Below are 18,505 nucleotides of genomic sequence, written 5' to 3'. Positions count from 1 at the left end.
ACTACGCCTAACCCTCAGCCTTCCGACCTAGACCAGACGCCTTCGCAAGCGCCGATCGCTTCGCGGCGTAGTTCGGCGTGACCATGGGGTAATCGCGAGACAAGCCCCACTTCTCACGGTATTCGTCGGGCGTCCTGGAGCGTTCTCAGGTGCGCAATCGCACACCCGGCCCGCCTTCGACCGTCTCGCCGTCGGCCAGGAAGATGACACCAGCGGATTCGAAAACGGCGCGTATAGCCTGGAGTGTCCGCGGCAAGAGTTCCTCGCCCCGTTCGAACCGGGTTACCGTGTTGATTGCCACTCCGGCCGACTTAGCCAAATCGCGAACTCCCAAGCCGAGCGCTGCCCTTGCCATTTTGCATTGTATTGGATGCATCTGCGAATTCTCTTGACGTTCTGAGGGTACGGCGTATTGTTGAGACATTGTAGCGATTCCGCTACAAACAATCAACAAGGGTTTGGGGCATGAATCACACGATAGTAGACTCTGCAGCCACCGAACAGGTGGCCGTTCACCTTGCGCCAAAGCGTGTTGCCTGCGAGCCAGAAAGGCCGCCAGCCGGCACGTTTTGGGGGAATAAGAATTACAAGGTGGATGGCTATTCTATTGGCCTACTGACGCACCACCGCCGTGGCTTTTCGTACATAGCCAATCCGATCGGTTGGTTTCCCGAATATGAAGCCGCAGTCAGCGCGGCTCGACAGATGGAGAGGGGTTCGGAGTCGGCATGAGTGTCTGGGGGGTCAACCTCTGAACCATGCGATATCGCAAATGAAAGGCCCGCCTCGCGCGGGCTTTTTGCTACCGCCCAATGGGCGTTCACGCGTGCGCTGAGGAGAAACAGCATGAGCCGCAACGCTGCTAACGATAACACTCCAGATGCATTGCTGTGGACATCGAAACAGACTGCAGCGGCGTTGGGCATCACAACCAAAACCCTGCTTGCCCACGTAACTTCAGGAGAGCTTCCTTACGTCCCGTCGGGCCGCGGTGTGGTGCGCCCCCGGATGAGTTTCCTACCAGACGACGTGATCAGATTCATCGAATTGAGGAGGACACGTAATTGTCCGTCTACAAGCCCAAAAACAGCCCGTTCTACCAATACGACTTCCAACTCGCAGGGCAGCGGTTTCATGGCTCTACGGGCAGCAAAAATGAGCGCGACGCACGCGGAATAGAGCGGGACCATCGTGCGAAAGCCAAGGCGGCTGTTCAGGCAGCCCGTGCCGCTAAGGGTGGCCCGCTGACAATGGATGATGCAGCCGCCCGTTATTGGCTTGAGGTTGGCCAGCGCCACGCCAATTCAAAAACGACGTGGACGGATCTCGGTCGCTTGGTCGACTACTTCGGCCCTGGCAAGCTCTTTGTGGAAATCACTGACGATGACGTCGCCAAGCTAGTCCAGTGGCGCCGCTCTCAAACCGCATGGGGCAAGTCGGAAACGCAGGATGGCAAGCCAATGCGATTGGTCTCATCTGCCACCGTAAACCGGTCCACCACGTTGGTCTTGAAGAAGATGTTTACCCGCGCCAAGCGCACATGGCGGCACACGTTCCCCGCCGAGCCTGTCTGGCGTGATCATTTCATTGCCGAGCCACGAGAACGAGTTCGCGAACTTCAGGCGGGAGAAAGCGCTGCGCTGCGATTGGCAACCCGATCTGACTACACGCCAGTCTTTGAATTCGAGCGCGCAAGCGGTCTGCGGCTGGATGAGTGCCTGCTACGCTGGAGCGAAGTCGATTGGGAGACCGGCTGGATTGTTACGACAGGTAAGGGTGGCCGCATGGTCAAAACCGCCCTCACCTCCGCTGTGCGGGCCATCCTGCTTCCGTTGCGTGGTCATCACAAGGAATGGGTGTTCACCTACCAAGCGAAGCGGACACGCAAGGCCGATGCTTCTTACAAAGGCGACGGCAAGGAACACATCAAAGGCCAACGCTACCCGATCACCTACAGTGGCCTGACCTCACAGTGGAAGCGGATTAGGAAGGCTGCCGGCGTTAAAGACTTCCGCTTTCATGACTTCCGCCACGACCTCGCCACCAAGCTTTTGCGGGCGACGGGCAATTTGAAGATGGTACAGAAAGCCCTCTCTCATGCCGATATCAAGACGACGACTCGATACGCTCATGTCCTTGATGAGGAGGTGGCGGCTGCAATGGAGTCGCTGCAAAATTCTGCCGCGAAGTCCCGAACAAAGTCCCGAACCCGAAAGCCAAAAACTGCCTAACGCAATGCGCCTAGACAACAATTTGCGTTGCGCCCTATTTCCTGGGGGTCAAGGGGTCGTCGGTTCGAATCCGGCCACTCCGACCAAACAAATAGTTGGCCGCTTCCCCCAAGGTGGCTACCGTCTTTTCGACTTCCCGCAAACAAGGTGCATTCTTAAGCCGCCATGCTGGCGTGCCGCTCGATAAAGAGTTCGATGGGACCTGTGAGAAAAGCAGCCTCCTGCTTGATCTTCTCGTCGCTCCATTCCCACCACCGGATCGCCAGCAATTTCGCAATAACATCCTGTGAAAAGCGATACCGGATAAGCTTGGCCGGGACCCCGCCGACGATCGCGTATGGCGGCACATCCCTGGTGACAATGGCGCCGGCCGCAACAATAGCGCCATCCGCGATGTGGACGCCTGGCATGATCAGCGCTTGGCGGCCGATCCAGACATCATTGGCGATGGTAATGCCGACGGGTTTGCCGCCGTGCGAATTGAGATCGGTCGCGTTCATCATGCGGCTGTGGATCGGAAAAGTGGTTGCAGCCCAAGGCACGTGGCTTCCCCCGGAACATTCAAAGCTCACGTTGCCGGCGACCGAACAGAACGCCCCAAGGGCCAACGGAGTGGCGGCAGACGCTCCAAGCACCTTCTTCCGGCTCACCCCATAGGTGTGACGTCCAACGGTCACGCTTGGGGGCAGCTTGGATCGAAACAGATTCCTCATGCGCAGCCAGCCCGTCACAGTGACCTCTTAAGCTTCTGGAGCAAGAGATCCGCGGGAGTCCGCCATAGACGATATCGACTGGCCTTTGCAACCTGCTGGCCGACTGGCGCCATGCCGTACGCGTTAAAGAACGCATGAACACGCGGCTCAGCGAACTGCTTTTTGCCTCGGGTATTGTAGTGTCGGATCGGCAGGCTATGAGGGCTTATGATTCGGCCGTTTTGAAAAAGGGCTACCCCGAGGCAGAACTGCTCGGGCGCCCAAGTGTCGGTCACCTTATGAACGGCCTTGATAGCGGCGAAGGCGTCCACCATGGCTGTGAGGTTGTCCCGGTGGATCCCGACGATGCCGCTGTTCCACATCGGTTCCTGGCCGGTCAGGACCTGGCCGCCGACGCTGATGTTCTTGCCCGGCAGCGCGTTCTGATAGATGCGATGCGGCCCTTCGCACAGGCGCATAGTGGAATGGGTCGCAGAGATCGAGCGGAAGCCCTTCGACGGGTCACCCACCGGGTACATGTCGGTGTCCATGAAAAGGAGCCGATCTGCTCGCTGCAAAAGCTCACGCATAGCCCCGGCCTTGATACCGAAATGGTAGCTTCCGCCGAAAGACCACTGGTCTTTCTGTTCGGCCGTTATGAGCATTGTCTCAACAGGATAAGCGCGAAATAGGTCAGTCCTGTCCGTTGCGACGACTATTCTGGCGGTCGGGCAATGGTGCAAAAGCTTGAGGGCGCTGAGTAGCGCGCCGCGATGGTAAAGCTCGTTCTCACCATAGGCGATGTAACCAAAAACGTCGTTCATTCCGCCACGTATAATGGGTCGTTCAATCTTCTACTAGCTGCGCTCGCAGTCGTTTTGCTCCCAGAAATCTCCTGCTGAAATCAGCCGACGATTACTACTGGCACACATCGACCCATTCGGCATCGACAATCTGTGCCATGCGCTCAGGGCTCAGCCGCACCGCGGCGTTGGTGGCGCCGGCCGCGGGCACGACTTCATCGAAGGCGCGCAGCGAGACGTCGCAATAGACCGGCAGCGGCGCCGGCAGGCCGAACGGACAGACGCCGCCGACGGGATGGCTGGTAATCGCGACAACCTCATCGGCGTCCAGCATCCGCGGCTTGCCGCCGAAGCGGTCCTTGAACTTGCGGTTGTCGAGCCTCGACATGCCCCCGGCCACGATCAGCATGGTCTCACCGCCGACGCGCAGGCAGATGGTCTTGGCGATCTGCGCCGGCTCCACGCCATGCGCCTCAGCCGCCAGCGCCACCGTCGCCGAACTCGCTTCGGTGACGAGCACTTCGACATCGGGCGCATGGGCAGCCAGGAAGGCGCGCACGGTCTCAAGGCTCATCTCGGCATCGTCCCATTCGAAAAATGCGGTTAGCGTTCACACTGGATAGCTTCACGCTCGGTCGGCGGCAACCTCCCCGCCCCTCGACGGCTGCAGCGGTACCAGGCCAGGCGGGCCGCGCCGCATGTCGGCAATGGAAGGCGCATCCCCCGTGCGGGAGATGTGTTCGGGCTGCTGCCTTGGTAGGTCGCAATGGACCAGGGCCGGCGCTGATGCTGTGCTCCCACGACCAACCGGAGAGATCATCATGCTCAAGCTCGCCTCGGCTCTGGCGCTGCTGCTTGTCGGGACGGCGCCGCTGCTTGCCGACGACATGCCGATAAACGCGGACGCCATCAAATGGGGCCCTGCTCCTGCTGTCCTGCCCGCCGGCGCGGACATGGCTGTCATCGCCGGGGACCCCTCGAAGGATGGCATCTACGTGCTGCGGTTGAAGCTGCCGGCCGGCTACAGGATTGCCGCGCACAACCATCCCACCTCGGAGTATGTGACGGTGATTTCCGGCAATTTTCATATCGGCATGGGCGACAAGCTCGACGAGACCAAAGGCATCGAACTGACCGCCGGCGGCTTCGGCGTAGCCCCACAGGGAATGAACCATTACGCCTGGACGACAAGCGCTACGATCGTCCAGGTTCATGGCGAGGGGCCGTTCGCGATCACCTACGTCAACCCGGCGGACGATCCTAGCAAGAAGTGACATTCGCCATTGGGCGAATGCAACAAGCCCGCCAGGGCAAACCATGGCGGGCTTGTTGAACGACGCTTGGCCGTTGTTTATGAAACGGACCGGTTTTCCACAGGCGCCGTGGGCGCCGGGGCATCGATCAGGGCCGTTTCCGGCAATTGCAATGCTGCGGCGATCCGGCGAAGTTTCGTCGGATCGGTGTCCTTGCCGCTCTCTATGTCGGCAATCTCGCTGGTCGACAGACCGCAGGTCAGGGAAAGCTCTTCAATACTGTATCCCTTTGTCTCCCGGATGGCTTTGAGGCCGGGGTGCTCAAGCGCTACATCGGCCGCAACATCGGCCGCCAGCCTGGAGAAGGGTTCGTGCTTTGCAGTTTGGGGCATTGGCAACTCCATGGGGCTAAAGAGTTTTGGATCAAATGATAGGGTGTTGCCTGAGAGCCGGGACAATGCCCGCTTGACGGCGATTTGCCAAGGCCCAAACCGACCGTCACAGCATCGTGAACCGGCGTCAAAACCGCAGGCGCCAGGGCACATATAGGATCTCCGCCCCGATCTCCCAATCAAGTTCTTTTGAAGGGCCGCACGCCGAAGTGTTCAGCGGTTTTGCGCCGCTCGCGCGTTAGCCTGATGTTGCTGGCAGTCGCATCGGGCCAGCTTTTCCCAAGAGGATCAGATCCATGACATTCAAGACATCAGCCATCGTGCTCGCCACGATTTCAGGCCTCGCCGGCGCGAGCATGGTCGCGGCGCAAGCCGCCGAGGCCGTGCGCATTCGCGGCACGGTGACCGCCTTTGCCGGAGCGACGCTGACGGTGAAGACCCGCGAAGGCGCTACCGACGCCATCGCGCTGGCTGAAGGGTGGAAGATTTCCGGCGTCGCCAAGGCGGATGCCGGGGATATCAAGCAAGGCGATTTCCTCGGCATTGCCTCTGTTTCGAAGGCCGATGGCGGCAGCGGCGCGCTTGAGGTGGTGATCTTCCCGGCCGCGCTCAAAGGCGCCGGCGAAGGCGACCGCCCGTGGGATCTCGAGCCCAACAGCCGGATGACCAACGGCACGGTCGCCGATGTCACCGAGATTGCAGGTCGCACGGTGACGCTGACCTACGACAATGGCCAGAAAAAGCAGATCGCGATCCCGCAGACGACGCCGGTGGTGACCTTCGCGCCGGCGACGCCCGCCGACCTCAAGCCTGGCTCTGTGGTGTTCGTCAACGCCGAGCGCGGCAGCGACGGCAAGCTGACCGCGGGCCGGGTCGTGGTCGGCACCAACGGCGTCATTCCGCCAATGTAAGTTGCCGACGAAGCGGCCAGACACAATCCAGAAACAAAATTCTACAGTCCGGAAAAACTGTCGAAAAGTTCGGAGGCGATAGTCATGACTGCGGGGTTCACCGGGACCGATCTTGCTCGGTGACGGTCAAATTCAGCCCGCGCAGAAAAGGAAACGAAGTCATGAAGAAGTCCCTCCTGTCGGCTCTCGGGCTGGCTTTTGCCCTGGCTGTCTCTCTGCCCCTCATCGGCGCCAGCAGAGCCGACGCAGCATCGCTGCACAAGAAGCATCACCATCATCATCATCACAACAAGCATCACCGCCATCACCATCACCACCACCACCACCACCACAACAAGGTGGAGGCCAAGAAGGCCTGACACGGCCGACTTGCCCAACGGGAAGGCTGGCCCTGGAGTCCTCGCCAAGGCCGCCTTCCCGTTGGTTTTTGCCAGGCGACATGTGGAAAAGCTGAAGGCAGGATTCGATGGCGCCGATGCGCCAGAACGCGAGCAACCACAGCGCACCCCAACGAACGTATCAGGCGCAAGGCCGACAACACAGCGGTTGCCAGTTGCAGGACACCACGGGTCTCTCAATGCTGTCGGAACCCGCTAGGACGGCGCCGCGAACGCGAGCACTATTGCGATCAAAATCAAAAGCGGTCCCATCCATTTGAAATGCTTCGCGACCTGCAGCCACCATGGCTGCTGACCTTTCTGGGCCTGAAAAGGACTTTGGAGCAGCCCAAAACCAACGCCTGTCATCCACAGCCCAGCGCAGAACATGATGAACTCGTCGATGTAATTTGCGACCACGCCCGTCTCCTCCGCCGGTACCTTTGGACTGGCGTTATAGTCGCAGCCGGGAGTGGCAGAAAGCGCGGTGCCAAGTGGCGGCAATGACTGCTGCCGCCACCTGACAAGAGCCGGGCGCGGACTCGGTCTTGGCCGGCCATTTGGGCACGCCACGGTGTGACCTTCGCATGGGATGCCGCGCCGCTACCTCAGCGGCCTTCACGCGAAAATGCATGGTCGATGCCGGCCCCGCCAGGCGCCGTCCGTTGGCGAAGGCTAAAAATCGACGTCGCGAAAAAACGCGAAGAAAATTCGAACCACGCATGAACCTTTGCTTTGGAGGCCGCACTAACCGGCATGGACGCCGAGAAGGCGATCCCAACACAGAAGGACGCCATGGTGGCGATCCTCGATCCAGAGAAGGAAATGCTCAAATGACCAACTTCAAGCGCATCACGCTCGCCGCGGCCCTCATCGTCTCGGCCTTCGGTTCGGCTTCCGTTCCGACCTCGGCTTTCGCCAACGGCACGCATCCCACGGGCGACGGCGGCGCGGTTTGCAAGGGCTCCGGTCATTGCCTGGTGCTCTCGATCGAGTGCAAAGGCACCTATACCGACGCCACGGACAAGAATGGCACTGTCTATGGCAAGTGCAGCCAGACCGCGCAGGTTTCGCCGCAGGCCAAGATCAAGCTCGCCAAGTAATCGGCCGCAGATCAGGGAAATGCGGTCGTCCGCGGGACGGCCGCCATTTTCTTTTTGTTTTCGTGAATTGTTTTAGCGCCGGCTGAGCAACAAGCTGGCGAGAAGGCCGACCACGACCAACCCAACAGCAGCGGCTGTTGCCGGACGATCGCGCGCCGTCTTTTCGATCGCCCTGCCCTGCTTCCTGATCGCCGGCAGCGCATCGCTGACAAGGTCGGCAAGCTGCCCATAATAGTCCGAAGCGGCATCGCGCCCGTCCTCGTAGTAAGCACCGCCGCGTTTGGCCACGACTTTGCGCAAGGCGGCGAGCTCTTTGGAAAGGGTCGCGACCTGCTTTTCGAGATCGAGATCGGAGAGGGTCGAAAGCGATGCCATGATTGTTTTCCTTCTTTTTGAGAGAAGGCCAAACGCATGGCCGCAGAACCGGTTCCGGTCTGCTTGCCCGAGGCAGCGGAAAGGTTAGCGCACCTGGTCGAGCAGGCGCTTGCACTCCAGGAGGTCAAACAGCGCCTCCTGCAGCAAGGCCCGGTTGTCGCGCGACAGTTTCGATGCGCCGGGCTGGACCGGACCTTCCTCCTCGGTCTTGCCCAGGCCGAAAAAGCGGCGGCTGGGTTTTACCTTGGGCTGGCCGACCAGCATCTCGTCATCCATGCCGCGCGGCTGGGCGGCTGGCGTCAGCGGCACCTGATCGGCCTGCCTGCGCTGCGAGATCGCTTCGACGGCAGCCATGTCGCCATTGCCGATGGCGACCAGGAAATGGTTGCCGTTCTCGCGCAGCAGTTTCTGCACGCCCTTGATCGTGTAACCCTGGTCGTAGAGCATGTGGCGGATGCCCTTGATCAGTTCGACATCCTGTGGCCGGTAGTAGCGGCGGCCGCCGCCGCGCTTCATCGGCTTGATCTGGTTGAAACGGGTTTCCCAGAAGCGCAGCACGTGCTGCGGCAGATCGAGATCCTCCGCGACCTCGCTGATGGTGCGGAAAGCGTCGGGGCTCTTGTCCATGGGCGAAATCCTCACGCTGGACGGCGATCCGGCCCAGTCTGCCGAATCGGGTATCATTTCAGCGGTTTATGAAACAATATTCAAGCCCGGCGTCAAAACGGCCCGGCGTTTTCAACCGAAGCCTGCGGCAGAACCTATTTGCCGCCCTTGGCCTTGCTGTTCTGGTGCGAGCGCAGGATACGGCTTTTCAGCACGTTCGACGACTTGAAGGTCATCACCCGGCGCGGCAGGATCGGCACTTCCTCGCCGGTCTTGGGATTGCGGCCGATGCGTTCGTTCTTGGAACGGACGTGGAAGGTGGCGAAGGACGACAGCTTCACCGTCTCGCCGCGTACGATGGCTTCACAGATTTCGTCCAGCACCGCTTCGACGAGTTCTGCCGATTCAGTGCGTGACAAGCCGACCTTACGGTAAACAGCTTCGGCAAGGTCGGCGCGCGTAAGTGTCTTTCCCCCCATGCGACCGTCCCATCAGTTCAAAAAACATAAATCGATACAGGTAAAGGCAGAGCCTAAGTAATTGATCCGGCAAGGTCAAGGACCGAAACCGGACCGTTCGGCACTTACCAGCGAACGAGAACCGCGCCCCAGGTGAAGCCGCCGCCCATCGCTTCCAGGAGCACGAGATCACCCTTCTTGATGCGACCGTCGGCGACAGCCACCGAAAGCGCCAGCGGCACGGAAGCAGCCGAGGTGTTACCGTGCAAATCGACGGTGACCACCACCTTTTGCTCTGCAATCCCGAGCTTCTTGGCCGAAGCGTCAATAATGCGTTTATTGGCCTGATGCGGCACGAACCAGTCGAGGTCGCCGGCGGTTATGCCGGCCTGCGAAAACGTCGCCTCGATGACATCGGTGATCATGCCGACGGCGTGCTTGAACACTTCGCGGCCTTCCATCCTGAGATGGCCGACCGTGCCGGTGGTCGAGGGACCGCCATCGACGAAAAGCTTGTCCTTGTGGGCGCCGTCGGAGCGCAGGCTCATCGCCAGCACGCCACGGTCGGCAATGCCGCCGGTGCCCTCATCCGCTTCCAGCACCAGCGCGCCGGCGCCGTCGCCGAACAAGACGCAGGTCGAGCGGTCGCTCCAGTCGAGGATGCGGGAAAAGGTCTCCGCGCCGATCACCAGCACGCGCTTGGCGAGGCCGCCTCTGATGTAGAGGTCGGCGGTGGTCACCGCATAGACGAAGCCCGAGCACACCGCCTGCAGGTCGAAGGCAAAGCCGTGATGCATGCCGAGCCGGTTCTGGATCTCGACGGCGGTCGCCGGAAAGGTGTTGTTGGGCGTCGAGGTCGCCAGCACGATCAGGTCGATGTCGGCAGGCGTAAGACCAGCATTGTCGAGCGCTGCGCGCGCCGCCGCCTCGCCCAGCGACGCCGTCGTCTCGTCATCGGCGGCTATATGACGCTGGCGGATGCCGGTGCGCTGGGCGATCCACTCGTCCGAGGTCTCGACCATGCCTTCGAAATCGGCATTCTTCATGATGCGGCGGGGCAGCGCAGCACCGGTGCCGCGCACGACTGATCTGATCAAAGCTCTTTCCTATTCCTTTTCGTCGACGGTGGCGTCGGATTTCCTGCTTGCCTGGGCATGCGGGTTGCGCGCATGGAACAGGTCGAGATCGGCCTCGATGCGGTCGATCAGATTGTTGCGCACCATGTCATAGCCAAGCTCGATGGCCGCCGCGAAACCGTCCGAATCGGCGCCGCCATGGCTCTTTACCACGATGCCGTTCAGACCCAGGAAAACACCGCCATTGGAGCGGCCCGGATCGAGCTTTTCGCGCAGGCGGTCAAAAGCGCCCCTGGCGAAGACATAGCCGATCCTGGCCATCAGCGTGCGGTTCATCGCGGCGCGCAGATAGCCTGAGATCTGGCGCACAGTGCCTTCTGCCGTCTTGAGCGCGATGTTGCCGGCGAAGCCCTCGGTGACTACCACGTCGACCGTGCCCTTGCCGATGTCGTCACCCTCGACGAAGCCATGATAATTCATCGAGGCCATGTTGGCCTCGCGCAGCATGCGCCCGGCTTCCTTGACCTCTTCCTGTCCCTTGATCTCCTCGACGCCGACATTGAGCAGGCCGACTTTCGGCCGGTCGATGCCGAACACCGAGCGCGCCATGCCGGTGCCGAGAATGGCAAAGTCGATCAGCTGGTGCGCATCGGCGCCGATGGTGGCGCCGACATCCAGCACCACGCTCTCGCCGCGCATCGTGGGCCAGATCGCCGCGATCGCCGGACGATCGATGGTCGCCATCGTGCGCAGGCAGAACTTCGACATCGCCATCAGCGCGCCGGTATTGCCGGCCGAAATGCAGGCCTGCGCGCTGCCACTCTTGACTGCTTCGACAGCCTTCCACATCGACGACTTCCAGCGGCCGTGGCGCAGCGCCTGGCTCGGCTTGTCGTCCATCCTGACCGCGACTTCGCAATGGTGGAACTCGCTGACCTCGGCCAGTTTGGGAAATTTGGCGAGTTCGGGGCGCACCAATTCCTCGCGCCCATATATGACGAAGCGGATGTCGGGACGCCTGACGGCGACCGTCATGAGTGCCGGGATGACCACGTTTGGCCCGTGATCGCCACCCATGGCATCGATGGAAATCCTGATCACGCGGTCTTTATCTCACTAGCTTGGGCCAGGGCACATGGCCCGCGAAAGAAATACTAAACTCGCGAAATTCGGGGGCTCGCGAAGGTTCGGCGAAAATAGCGGTTTTGGGCTGCCGCACAACCGGCTTTTCTCCGATCGCTTCGTGTTTTAGGATTTTCCAAGCAAGGATCGCAGCTTTTGCTGGAATTCATTCTCGACGGGCTCGTCCGGGCCGGCGGCATCGAGAGAGGCGCCTGCCTTGCGCGGATAGGGATCGATCGCCAGCCCGAAGAACTGTTCGGCGAGCGCGCCGACGTCGATCGTGTCGCCGGAGAATGTTTCCGGGCCGTCTGGCCCGTCGGCGTCGAGCAGGATCTCGCCGCCGCCTTCGAAACCTTGCCGTCCGAGTTTGGATTGTTCGGGCAAGAACAGCGCCTCGACCTCCTCGTCGATATGGGCCGCGACCGGCTCAAGGGTGACGATGCAGGCCTGGGTGATATCAGCCTCGACGCGGCCGCTGACCTTGACGCCATTGCGCTTCCACGGCGCCACCAAAAGCTCAGCACGGTAGTTTTCGACCGAAAGCAGCTCGTGCTCGCGCGCAAGCATTGCGCGCTGCGCGGCGTCGGCGTCGATCACCACCTGCAAACCTTTGTGCGGCAGGCGGCCGACATTGGCCGCGAATGAGACCGGGCTAGGCGTGTCCACATGTTTCATCTTGGTCTCCCCTCCTCACTCCGCTTTCGCGACCGGAAACGCCACGGCACCGGAAACGATCAATTCGGACGGCTGTGCTTCAAGCTGCCTTGCGGCATCGATTACATAGGACGCCAGCGGCAAGGCTTGCGGCCAGGCGCCGGCATCGGGCCTGACATTGCGCGCCAGGGCGGCAGCAAGCGCGTCGGGGTCGCTGCGTCTCAGCGCGTCGTCATAGGCGGCGGTACGGCCGTAGAACATTTTGGCCAGCCTCTTCATGCGCTTGGGCACGCCGACATCGCCAACGCCCAGTTCCCGCAGCGAATGCTCGACATCGAGAAAGAACTCGTCGATCAGCACCTGCGCGACCTCATGCGCGACGCCCTCTTCGCCGCGCAGCCGGTGCTGAAACAGGAACATGTGCAGCGACAGCATCTCGAAACGGCCGAGCGGCGTATCCGGCACATTCCAGTGGGAATAAAACACGGTCTGCCGCGCCGCCGCCACGATTTGTGCGTAAAGCGCCTCGGTGATAGCGCGGTTGGCATTGCGTTCGCGGCCAAAAAGGCGCTGGAACATTGAGGGTGGTCTCCTGGGGACCGATTGTTTGAATGGGCCTTGTTGCATCGGCAAGCAAGCTGGTTTACCGGTTTTGCCGCCCAGCGCAAGTTGCGGCCAGCTAATGGAGTTGTTGTTGCGCGCGCTGAAATTCAAGTCGACTTTTCTGCCTGGGGCCACCGCCGCGGTTTCGCTGGTGCTGGTGGCCTCCGCGCTGTCGGGCTGCAATTCGTCCAAGATGTTCGGCGACCTTAACCCTAGCGAGACGCTGACGCAGGGCTATGTTATCGACCAGCAAGCGGTCGATTCGGTGCCGGTGGGCTCCAGCCGCGAACAGGTGCTTCTGGCGCTCGGCACGCCATCGACGAAAGCCACCTTCGACAATGAGGCGTTCTATTACATTTCGCAGACGCGCAAGCGCTATGTCGCTTTCGACAAGCCGCGCCTGGTCGACCAGAAAGTGCTCGCGGTCTATTTTGGCGAGGACGGGCGCGTCACCCAGATTGCCAATTACGGTCTGAAGGACGGCAAGATTTTCGACTTTATCTCGCGCACCACGCCGACCGGCGGCAAGGACCAGAACTTCCTCAGCCAGATCATCAAAGGCGCCAGCAAGCTGGCGCCCCCCATTCCTGGCGGCGGCGCCTAAGAAGCGACCGCCTTCCTCAGATTTTTGCTTCCCCCGAAGCGACACCATCTCAGGCGACCAAAAGCCCGCGGGAGCGATCCTGCGGGCTTTTGTTTTGAGGTTATGCGGCCGCAACACCCGTCGCGCTTTGCCGCGCGTGGCCTGTTCGGCCGCCGGGCTCCAGCGAGGCGCGGTGCACAGCCGCACTCTGCCGCGCTTCCGAAGGCGTCATGCCGAAATGCCGGCGGAAGGCGTGGTTGAAGGTCGAGAGATCGCCGAAGCCGGCGTCGAAGGCGATGGCGCCGATGGTGCGGTGTGCCAGGCGCAGGTCGGATAGCTTGCTGCAAACCAGCGCCAGCCGCCGGCCAAGCACGAACTGCGACAGCGAGGTACCCTCACCCTCGAACAGCTTTCTGATATAGCGCGCGCTGACGCGGTGGCGCCCGGCCAGCGCGTCCGACCCGACATCGCCGGAAGCCAGATTGCTTTCGATATCGGCTTTGATGGCGCGCAGCCGCGCGGCGCGTATGCCGCGGCCTGCGGCGACCTCGGTGGCGTCCTGCGTTGCCCCGACCACGACCGCGACAAGGTCCTGTATGTGCTTGGCGGCAAGCCAGCGCAATTCGGACGCGGCCAGGTTCGGCTCCTGCATCAGCAGACGGACATAGCTGGTCAGCAGCAAGAACTTTTCGCCCACGCATGACATCGGCGTCATCAGGGCGGCATCCGCATTCGCAGCCATGGGCCCGAGCGCTGCCTTGGGGATGGTGATGAAGAGATGATGCGACATCGCCCGCTCGATCACATGCGGATCAGAGGAGGACAGAAGGATTGCCTGGCCGGCCTCGATGCTGGCCTCGCGGCCGAGATGCGAGAAGGTGGCAGCGCCCTCCAGACACATGAAGAAAATGTAATCATCGGTCCCCTTGGCCACGGCGCGGGAACGGATGGTGCGGAAGGCGGTGGTCCTCGAATCGGCAATGCCGACGCCCGGCAGCCGCAGGATGGTCGCGTCGACGGAGAGCTTTTCCTCCGTGACGTTAAAATCCATGTCGGTCACCATCCGGCGCAACAGGTCGCAATAGACGTTTCGCCATTCCGCTCGCGGCCACATGGCGGTCGAAAAGCGCGCATGCGCAAACTCGGGGGGTCGAATAGTCATGGGGTACTCCCAAGCGATTGTCTTCATTTCACTGTCGTTCGTAGTCGAGGCTCGTTCCATGAACGGCCTCTCATTCCGACGGCGGCAATCGGGGGGCAGTGGATGGCTACAATGATTTGCGCACTTGGACAAAAGACTATTTACGAAGCTATGGATGAGCTTAGTTCATTCATGCTAAGAAACCCAGGGGCAGGATAGGGTAACGGCAGATGACAAGACGGCTTCCACAACTGGAATCCATTCGGGCTTTCGAGGTCATTGCCCGGCTGGGCAGCTTCAAGCGCGCCGGCGATGAGCTGAATGTTACGCCAAGCGCGCTCAGCCACCGCATCGCCGATCTCGAAGCCGATCTCGGCGTGCTTCTGTTCACCCGCCATGTCCGCCGCGTCGAACTAACGCTTGAAGGCGAAAGATTGTCCGCGGGCGTGAGACGCGCACTGCTGGAAATCCAGAGCACGATCGCGAGTGTCGCGCGCAACGAGCGCACGAGGCTGAGGGTCACCGCCATTCCTTCGCATGCCGTGCGCTGGCTGGCCCCGCGTCTGCACAGGTTTCGCAAAAAGCATCCCGAAACAGAGATCGACATCAATGCGGATCTTGCAGTCGTCGACCTTTCGCAGCGAACAGTCGACATCGCATTGCGCTTCGGCGGCGGACACTATCCGGCCGTCGAGACCGAATGGCTGATGGCTGATGCGATCTTTCCTGTCGTCAGTCCCGACTATCTCGCCGCCAACGGCCCGGTCAGAGACCAGCACGATGTGCTGCGACTGTTTCGCATCCTCGACACGACGGCCGAAAATGACGAGAGCGGCGCCAATTGGCGCCACTGGTTCGAGAGAAACAATCTGCCGCTGGATACGGTTGGCGACGGCATGAATCTGAACGGCACCTTGTTGGCGGTCGAAGCGGCGGCGAGCGGTCTGGGCGTCGCCATCGCGAGGAAGTCGCTGGTCGAGAGCGATTTGCGCACCGGCAGGCTCGTCCGCCTCCTGACGACGGACATACCGACGAACTGGAACCACTACGTCGTCGTCCACCCGTCCATCTCCGCCTGGGAGCCTGCCAGATCGTTCATCAACTGGCTGAAGGCGGAAGCCGGCGACAACACCGGCGACGGTTGACCTCGGCGGCCGTCTAGGAGCTCTCATCACATCGTATCGGCCATTTGCTCATCCTTGCGGCCCGACTGGTTTGCGGTCTTGGCGGCAAGCGCTGCCGCCATCTGGCTCTCCAGCTCGCGCAGCTTGGCGTCGAGTGTCGCCATGCCGCCCCAGGCGAATGTCGCGCGGTACAGCGGTGCGATCTCGGGCGTCAGGAATTCGACCAGGGTTTCGTCCTCGACCCAGACCTTGAGCACCTTGAACAGGCGGGCATCGATCAGCCCGCTATGCCAGCCCATGCGGGCGGCAATGCCCTGGATGGTTTCGGTCGAATTGGGCGTGCTGAGCAGCACATGCGAGCCGGAGCGCAGGCGCATGTTCGGGTCGAAGCCGATGCCGAGCGGCGCTTGCTGGTCCAGAACCGTGCCGCACGGCAGGATTTCAATCAGCGAGCCGAAATCGTCGCCGAGGCAGACGAACCATGCTCCCTCAGGAAATGGCGGCGACGGCGCACGAACCGCGGTGGCGACAAGCATTTCGGCAAGGACGCTGGCGACGGCCTGCGGATCGCGGGCGTTGAATGAAGCGTGGTGCAGCATGGCAATACTCCTGTTTTCAACGGCGGCGGCCGGCAGAAGTGCCGACCCATGCCGCGGCGTTCCGCGAAAACTGAATCACCGGCTGAGCGTCAGGATGACCGCGGCAAACAAGCAGGCGTATTCGGCCAGTCCAAGCACAAGGCGCAAATTGTGGTTGGCCGCCCAGTTGTCGCGGGTCTGCGCCCAATCATCGGGGATGGTCACCGGCGTCCAGCTCTGCACCTGTTTGTTGAGCGGCACCTGAGTGCTGACGGTGAAGCCAATGTCGATCACCACCAGCGCCGCGGCGACGATGGTCAGGATGCGCGGCAGGCCGGCATCGACCGCAAACATCGCCATCGCCGCGATCAGCACCAGCGTCGTCAGCCTGACGACCGGCATCACCCGGGTAAACGTCCGGTCGCGCATCTGATGCATGGCCATGTACTGGCCGGCGGTAAGATCATCGATGCGAAAATCGTGGATTACGCCCGAGACGTAGATGCCGGCAATAATTCCAGCCAGCGCAAGCGAAGCCGCCATCAAGAAAATGTCCATGTCTTTTCCCTGTCCGAATGTCGTTTCCCTGGCCAAAATCGCCGCAGAGGCGAGCCCGACACCGCGCCTATTGCAATGTCCTGGCCAATGGCCGGGGTATTAAAGCAGGCGGAGGGTCCGGGCTTGGGTAGGATGGAACGATGTTTTGGGCAATGCGGCCCTCCGATTGCGTCGGAAACATCAAGTGCCGTGAGGTCGAAAGCTATCAGCAAACATTGACGCGTACTTGCCAGCGACCGGTCAAATTCGTATCAGACCGTGCTGGCCAATGGCGCATCACGCTGAATTGGGAGGAGCATCCGTGCCGGAAAAAACCCGGACAAAACCGACAGGCTGGATGGCGACCGGAACGGCTGACGGCCAGGTGGTCACGCCTGACTGGATACCCATCGAGCCGGTGGCGATCGATGGCGTGAGGGTCAAGGAGATCAGGCCGGTCGCAACCTCCACCGGCTATCTGACCGAGATCTTTCGCGAGGAGTGGGAGCTCGATTCGGAGCCGGTCGGCCAGGTCTTCCAACGGACCTTGTATGCCGGCGCGGTGACTGGCTGGCATGCACACGCGGTGACCACCGACCGGCTGTTCTGCTGCGTCGGCAGCGTTCGCATTTCGCTGTTTGACGGACGCAAGGCCTCGCCGACCTTCGGCGCCGTCTGGCACAAGATTATCGGCCCGTTGCGCCCGGCGGTCGTCATCATTCCACCCGGAATATGGCACGGTGTTGTTTCGCTCGGAGCGGAGACGGCGGTGCTGCTCAACCTCGTCGACAAGGCCTATGCCTACGATCAGCCCGACCATTGGCGCCTGCCGCCAGACACCGACCACATTCCCTACAGACTGGTGTAGCGTGGAAGCATCTGCGCAGCGCGATCAGGCCGGCGGCGAACCGCTGGTTTCGATCGTGATCGCGACGCACAACCGGCCGGCAGCACTGTGGCAGGCATTGACCAGCGTCATGCGCCAGACGTTGCAAGACTGGGAAGCCTTGGTCATCGGCGACGATTGCAGGCCGGATACGGCGGCCGTTGTCGCTGAATTTGACGATGCCCGCATCGTCTACATCGATCTTCCCGTCAATTTCGGCGAACAGTCCGGTCCCAACAATATCGGCTTTGCCAGGGCGCGTGGCCGCTTCGTCGCCTTGCTCAACCACGACGATCTGTGGTTTCCCGACCATTTGGCGGCGATGACCGGCTGGATCGACGCCTCGGGCGCCGACGTGGTGCTGGCGCGCGGTGCCGTCATCCAGCCGCCGTCGGCGGCCGGCAATCCTGTCAATTCGATCTTCGGGATCGGCAAGGATGGTTTTTACGACCCCGTCACGACGGAAGGATTTGGCTCGGCACACATGTTTCGCCGCGCTTCGTTCAGCCTGCTCGGACCTTGGCGACCCGCCAGCCAGTGCTTTTGCGAAAGCTCGCAGGACTGGCTGTTTCGGGCATGGCGAAAGGGCGCGGTGATCGCGACGATGCCGCACCTCACGGTGATCAAGTTGCATTCCGGCATACGCAAGGGTTCCTATCTCGGCGACAATGCGCAGGAACAGAAGGATCTTCTGGATGCCATGCAGACGCCAGACGCCTTGCGCGTGAAAATCCTTGGCTGCGCGGGCGAACCCATTCGCCTGGCGGCATCGAGTTATCTCAGGCGCAGGCTGATGGCGGCTCTTGGCATCCATCCCCGCGCCCGCGCCTTCCGCCGCAAGTATAAGCGAGGCGCCTTCCTTGCCAAGCTGCGGCGCCTGCGTGGCCTGGCGCCGATGCCTGAGCGCGAACCTGGCGTGAGCGAATTGCTGGATCGCTACAGCAAGCGCGGCGATGCCGGGACCGAGCCGGGTGAGGTCTGAACAGACCCCCGCATGAAT

At 61.4% G+C, this 18,505-nt stretch carries 24 protein-coding genes and 2 pseudogenes; 9 read left to right on the top strand and 17 right to left on the bottom strand.

Annotation, left to right across the window (positions count from 1 at the left end; genetic code table 11):
• Positions 1 to 7: 7 nt before the first annotated feature.
• Positions 8 to 133: pseudogene (locus X750_RS1000000164520) on the bottom strand (MucR family transcriptional regulator); the annotation flags it as partial.
• Positions 134 to 145: 12 nt separating this feature from the next.
• Positions 146 to 319, bottom strand: a complete 174-nt coding sequence (locus X750_RS149465; RefSeq protein ID WP_348524470.1) for an XRE family transcriptional regulator — start codon at positions 317 to 319, stop codon at positions 146 to 148.
• A gap of 745 nt (positions 320 to 1,064) precedes the next feature.
• On the opposite strand from X750_RS149465, the gene X750_RS149470 reads away from it, so the two are divergent.
• On the top strand, positions 1,065 to 2,231 hold the full coding sequence (locus tag X750_RS149470; protein WP_023747591.1) for a site-specific integrase: 1,167 nt from the start codon (positions 1,065 to 1,067) through the stop codon (positions 2,229 to 2,231).
• 155 nt (positions 2,232 to 2,386) lie between these two features.
• Here X750_RS149470 and X750_RS1000000167545 read toward each other — a convergent pair.
• The 3 genes and pseudogenes from X750_RS1000000167545 to X750_RS149480 form a co-directional block, all read right to left on the bottom strand.
• Positions 2,387 to 2,695 (bottom strand): annotated as a pseudogene (locus tag X750_RS1000000167545) (CatB-related O-acetyltransferase); the annotation flags it as partial.
• A 263-nt stretch (positions 2,696 to 2,958) separates the two neighbouring features.
• The gene (locus X750_RS149475) at positions 2,959 to 3,747 is read right to left on the bottom strand and encodes a hypothetical protein (protein WP_023747590.1); all 789 of its coding nucleotides are present in this window, start codon (positions 3,745 to 3,747) and stop codon (positions 2,959 to 2,961) included.
• A gap of 94 nt (positions 3,748 to 3,841) precedes the next feature.
• Positions 3,842 to 4,300, bottom strand: a complete 459-nt coding sequence (locus tag X750_RS149480; RefSeq protein WP_023705057.1) for a YbaK/EbsC family protein — start codon at positions 4,298 to 4,300, stop codon at positions 3,842 to 3,844.
• A gap of 247 nt (positions 4,301 to 4,547) precedes the next feature.
• Here X750_RS149480 and X750_RS149485 point away from each other — a divergent pair, with 247 nt between their 5' ends.
• Positions 4,548 to 5,000, top strand: coding sequence for a cupin domain-containing protein (locus X750_RS149485; protein ID WP_023715404.1), 453 nt, complete (start codon positions 4,548 to 4,550; stop codon positions 4,998 to 5,000).
• 77 nt (positions 5,001 to 5,077) lie between these two features.
• Here the strand turns inward: X750_RS149485 and X750_RS149490 are convergent, their stop codons facing one another.
• Positions 5,078 to 5,371, bottom strand: a complete 294-nt coding sequence (locus tag X750_RS149490) for a helix-turn-helix transcriptional regulator (RefSeq protein WP_023682373.1) — start codon at positions 5,369 to 5,371, stop codon at positions 5,078 to 5,080.
• A gap of 296 nt (positions 5,372 to 5,667) precedes the next feature.
• On the opposite strand from X750_RS149490, the gene X750_RS149495 reads away from it, so the two are divergent.
• Entirely contained in the window at positions 5,668 to 6,282 is a 615-nt protein-coding gene (locus X750_RS149495) for a hypothetical protein (RefSeq protein ID WP_023705058.1), read from the top strand.
• A gap of 161 nt (positions 6,283 to 6,443) precedes the next feature.
• Complete coding sequence (locus X750_RS1000000164510) at positions 6,444 to 6,641, top strand: hypothetical protein (protein WP_084013643.1); 198 nt, start codon at positions 6,444 to 6,446, stop codon at positions 6,639 to 6,641.
• A gap of 234 nt (positions 6,642 to 6,875) precedes the next feature.
• Here the strand turns inward: X750_RS1000000164510 and X750_RS149505 are convergent, their stop codons facing one another.
• Positions 6,876 to 7,079: a hypothetical protein gene (locus X750_RS149505; RefSeq protein WP_023669377.1), complete on the bottom strand. Its 204-nt coding sequence runs from the start codon at positions 7,077 to 7,079 to the stop codon at positions 6,876 to 6,878.
• A 413-nt stretch (positions 7,080 to 7,492) separates the two neighbouring features.
• Between X750_RS149505 and X750_RS149510 the strand changes: the two genes are divergently transcribed.
• The gene (locus X750_RS149510; protein WP_023669376.1) at positions 7,493 to 7,762 is read left to right on the top strand and encodes a hypothetical protein; all 270 of its coding nucleotides are present in this window, start codon (positions 7,493 to 7,495) and stop codon (positions 7,760 to 7,762) included.
• 72 nt (positions 7,763 to 7,834) lie between these two features.
• Here the strand turns inward: X750_RS149510 and X750_RS149515 are convergent, their stop codons facing one another.
• From X750_RS149515 to X750_RS149545, 7 genes are all read right to left on the bottom strand, one after another.
• Complete coding sequence (locus X750_RS149515) at positions 7,835 to 8,137, bottom strand: hypothetical protein (RefSeq protein WP_023705060.1); 303 nt, start codon at positions 8,135 to 8,137, stop codon at positions 7,835 to 7,837.
• An 84-nt stretch (positions 8,138 to 8,221) separates the two neighbouring features.
• Positions 8,222 to 8,764 (bottom strand): MerR family transcriptional regulator, encoded by a 543-nt coding sequence (locus X750_RS149520; RefSeq protein WP_023669374.1) that lies wholly within the window; start codon positions 8,762 to 8,764, stop codon positions 8,222 to 8,224.
• Between the two features lie 134 nt (positions 8,765 to 8,898).
• Complete coding sequence (locus X750_RS149525; protein WP_006201891.1) at positions 8,899 to 9,222, bottom strand: integration host factor subunit alpha; 324 nt, start codon at positions 9,220 to 9,222, stop codon at positions 8,899 to 8,901.
• A gap of 104 nt (positions 9,223 to 9,326) precedes the next feature.
• Positions 9,327 to 10,298, bottom strand: a complete 972-nt coding sequence (locus X750_RS149530; protein WP_023705061.1) for a beta-ketoacyl-ACP synthase III — start codon at positions 10,296 to 10,298, stop codon at positions 9,327 to 9,329.
• Positions 10,299 to 10,307: 9 nt separating this feature from the next.
• Complete coding sequence (gene plsX, locus X750_RS149535; RefSeq protein ID WP_023689496.1) at positions 10,308 to 11,378, bottom strand: phosphate acyltransferase PlsX; 1,071 nt, start codon at positions 11,376 to 11,378, stop codon at positions 10,308 to 10,310.
• Between the two features lie 147 nt (positions 11,379 to 11,525).
• A complete protein-coding gene (locus X750_RS149540) occupies positions 11,526 to 12,074 on the bottom strand; it encodes a DUF177 domain-containing protein (RefSeq protein ID WP_023669370.1) in 549 nt (182 codons plus the stop codon).
• Positions 12,075 to 12,089: 15 nt separating this feature from the next.
• Complete coding sequence (locus tag X750_RS149545) at positions 12,090 to 12,632, bottom strand: ubiquinol-cytochrome C chaperone family protein (protein ID WP_023697440.1); 543 nt, start codon at positions 12,630 to 12,632, stop codon at positions 12,090 to 12,092.
• 115 nt (positions 12,633 to 12,747) lie between these two features.
• Between X750_RS149545 and X750_RS149550 the strand changes: the two genes are divergently transcribed.
• Positions 12,748 to 13,260 (top strand): outer membrane protein assembly factor BamE, encoded by a 513-nt coding sequence (locus X750_RS149550; protein ID WP_023669368.1) that lies wholly within the window; start codon positions 12,748 to 12,750, stop codon positions 13,258 to 13,260.
• Positions 13,261 to 13,360: 100 nt separating this feature from the next.
• Here the strand turns inward: X750_RS149550 and X750_RS0132810 are convergent, their stop codons facing one another.
• Positions 13,361 to 14,401, bottom strand: coding sequence for a helix-turn-helix domain-containing protein (locus tag X750_RS0132810; RefSeq protein WP_198018641.1), 1,041 nt, complete (start codon positions 14,399 to 14,401; stop codon positions 13,361 to 13,363).
• Positions 14,402 to 14,610: 209 nt separating this feature from the next.
• On the opposite strand from X750_RS0132810, the gene X750_RS149555 reads away from it, so the two are divergent.
• Positions 14,611 to 15,525 (top strand): LysR substrate-binding domain-containing protein, encoded by a 915-nt coding sequence (locus X750_RS149555; protein ID WP_023730859.1) that lies wholly within the window; start codon positions 14,611 to 14,613, stop codon positions 15,523 to 15,525.
• Between the two features lie 26 nt (positions 15,526 to 15,551).
• On the opposite strand, the gene X750_RS149560 is transcribed toward X750_RS149555, so the two are convergent.
• Both X750_RS149560 and X750_RS149565 read right to left on the bottom strand, forming a co-directional pair.
• Entirely contained in the window at positions 15,552 to 16,103 is a 552-nt protein-coding gene (locus X750_RS149560) for a hypothetical protein (RefSeq protein ID WP_023730858.1), read from the bottom strand.
• A 75-nt stretch (positions 16,104 to 16,178) separates the two neighbouring features.
• Positions 16,179 to 16,640 carry a DUF1772 domain-containing protein gene (locus X750_RS149565; protein ID WP_023747589.1) on the bottom strand — a complete coding sequence of 154 codons (462 nt, stop codon included), beginning with the start codon at positions 16,638 to 16,640 and terminating at the stop codon, positions 16,179 to 16,181.
• A 301-nt stretch (positions 16,641 to 16,941) separates the two neighbouring features.
• On the opposite strand from X750_RS149565, the gene X750_RS149570 reads away from it, so the two are divergent.
• Complete coding sequence (locus tag X750_RS149570; RefSeq protein WP_245259899.1) at positions 16,942 to 17,487, top strand: dTDP-4-dehydrorhamnose 3,5-epimerase family protein; 546 nt, start codon at positions 16,942 to 16,944, stop codon at positions 17,485 to 17,487.
• Between the two features lies 1 nt (position 17,488).
• The gene (locus tag X750_RS149575) at positions 17,489 to 18,487 is read left to right on the top strand and encodes a glycosyltransferase family 2 protein (protein WP_023747588.1); all 999 of its coding nucleotides are present in this window, start codon (positions 17,489 to 17,491) and stop codon (positions 18,485 to 18,487) included.
• Positions 18,488 to 18,505: the final 18 nt, after the last annotated feature.

Origin of the sequence: Mesorhizobium sp. LNJC391B00 (genome assembly GCF_000502535.1) — a bacterium.
Taxonomy (GTDB): domain Bacteria; phylum Pseudomonadota; class Alphaproteobacteria; order Rhizobiales; family Rhizobiaceae; genus Mesorhizobium.
Note: the sequence above shows the minus strand (reverse complement) of the source record. Positions and strands in the feature narration are given on the sequence as shown.

Excerpts from the sequence above, each read along its gene's own strand:
- X750_RS0132810 (WP_198018641.1), bottom strand. The coding sequence starts at position 14,401 with ATGACTATTCGACCCCCCGAGTTTGCGCATGCGCGCTTTTCGACCGCC.
- X750_RS149520 (WP_023669374.1), bottom strand. The coding sequence starts at position 8,764 with ATGGACAAGAGCCCCGACGCTTTCCGCACCATCAGCGAGGTCGCGGAG.
- X750_RS149555 (WP_023730859.1), top strand. The coding sequence starts at position 14,611 with ATGACAAGACGGCTTCCACAACTGGAATCCATTCGGGCTTTCGAGGTC.
- X750_RS1000000164510 (WP_084013643.1), top strand. The coding sequence starts at position 6,444 with ATGAAGAAGTCCCTCCTGTCGGCTCTCGGGCTGGCTTTTGCCCTGGCT.
- X750_RS149540 (WP_023669370.1), bottom strand. The coding sequence starts at position 12,074 with ATGAAACATGTGGACACGCCTAGCCCGGTCTCATTCGCGGCCAATGTC.
- X750_RS149475 (WP_023747590.1), bottom strand. The coding sequence starts at position 3,747 with ATGAACGACGTTTTTGGTTACATCGCCTATGGTGAGAACGAGCTTTAC.
- X750_RS149545 (WP_023697440.1), bottom strand. The coding sequence starts at position 12,632 with ATGTTCCAGCGCCTTTTTGGCCGCGAACGCAATGCCAACCGCGCTATC.
- X750_RS149560 (WP_023730858.1), bottom strand. The coding sequence starts at position 16,103 with ATGCTGCACCACGCTTCATTCAACGCCCGCGATCCGCAGGCCGTCGCC.
- X750_RS149485 (WP_023715404.1), top strand. The coding sequence starts at position 4,548 with ATGCTCAAGCTCGCCTCGGCTCTGGCGCTGCTGCTTGTCGGGACGGCG.
- X750_RS149480 (WP_023705057.1), bottom strand. The coding sequence starts at position 4,300 with ATGAGCCTTGAGACCGTGCGCGCCTTCCTGGCTGCCCATGCGCCCGAT.
- X750_RS149525 (WP_006201891.1), bottom strand. The coding sequence starts at position 9,222 with ATGGGGGGAAAGACACTTACGCGCGCCGACCTTGCCGAAGCTGTTTAC.
- X750_RS149495 (WP_023705058.1), top strand. The coding sequence starts at position 5,668 with ATGACATTCAAGACATCAGCCATCGTGCTCGCCACGATTTCAGGCCTC.
- X750_RS149490 (WP_023682373.1), bottom strand. The coding sequence starts at position 5,371 with ATGCCCCAAACTGCAAAGCACGAACCCTTCTCCAGGCTGGCGGCCGAT.
- X750_RS149510 (WP_023669376.1), top strand. The coding sequence starts at position 7,493 with ATGACCAACTTCAAGCGCATCACGCTCGCCGCGGCCCTCATCGTCTCG.
- X750_RS149565 (WP_023747589.1), bottom strand. The coding sequence starts at position 16,640 with ATGGACATTTTCTTGATGGCGGCTTCGCTTGCGCTGGCTGGAATTATT.
- X750_RS149515 (WP_023705060.1), bottom strand. The coding sequence starts at position 8,137 with ATGGCATCGCTTTCGACCCTCTCCGATCTCGATCTCGAAAAGCAGGTC.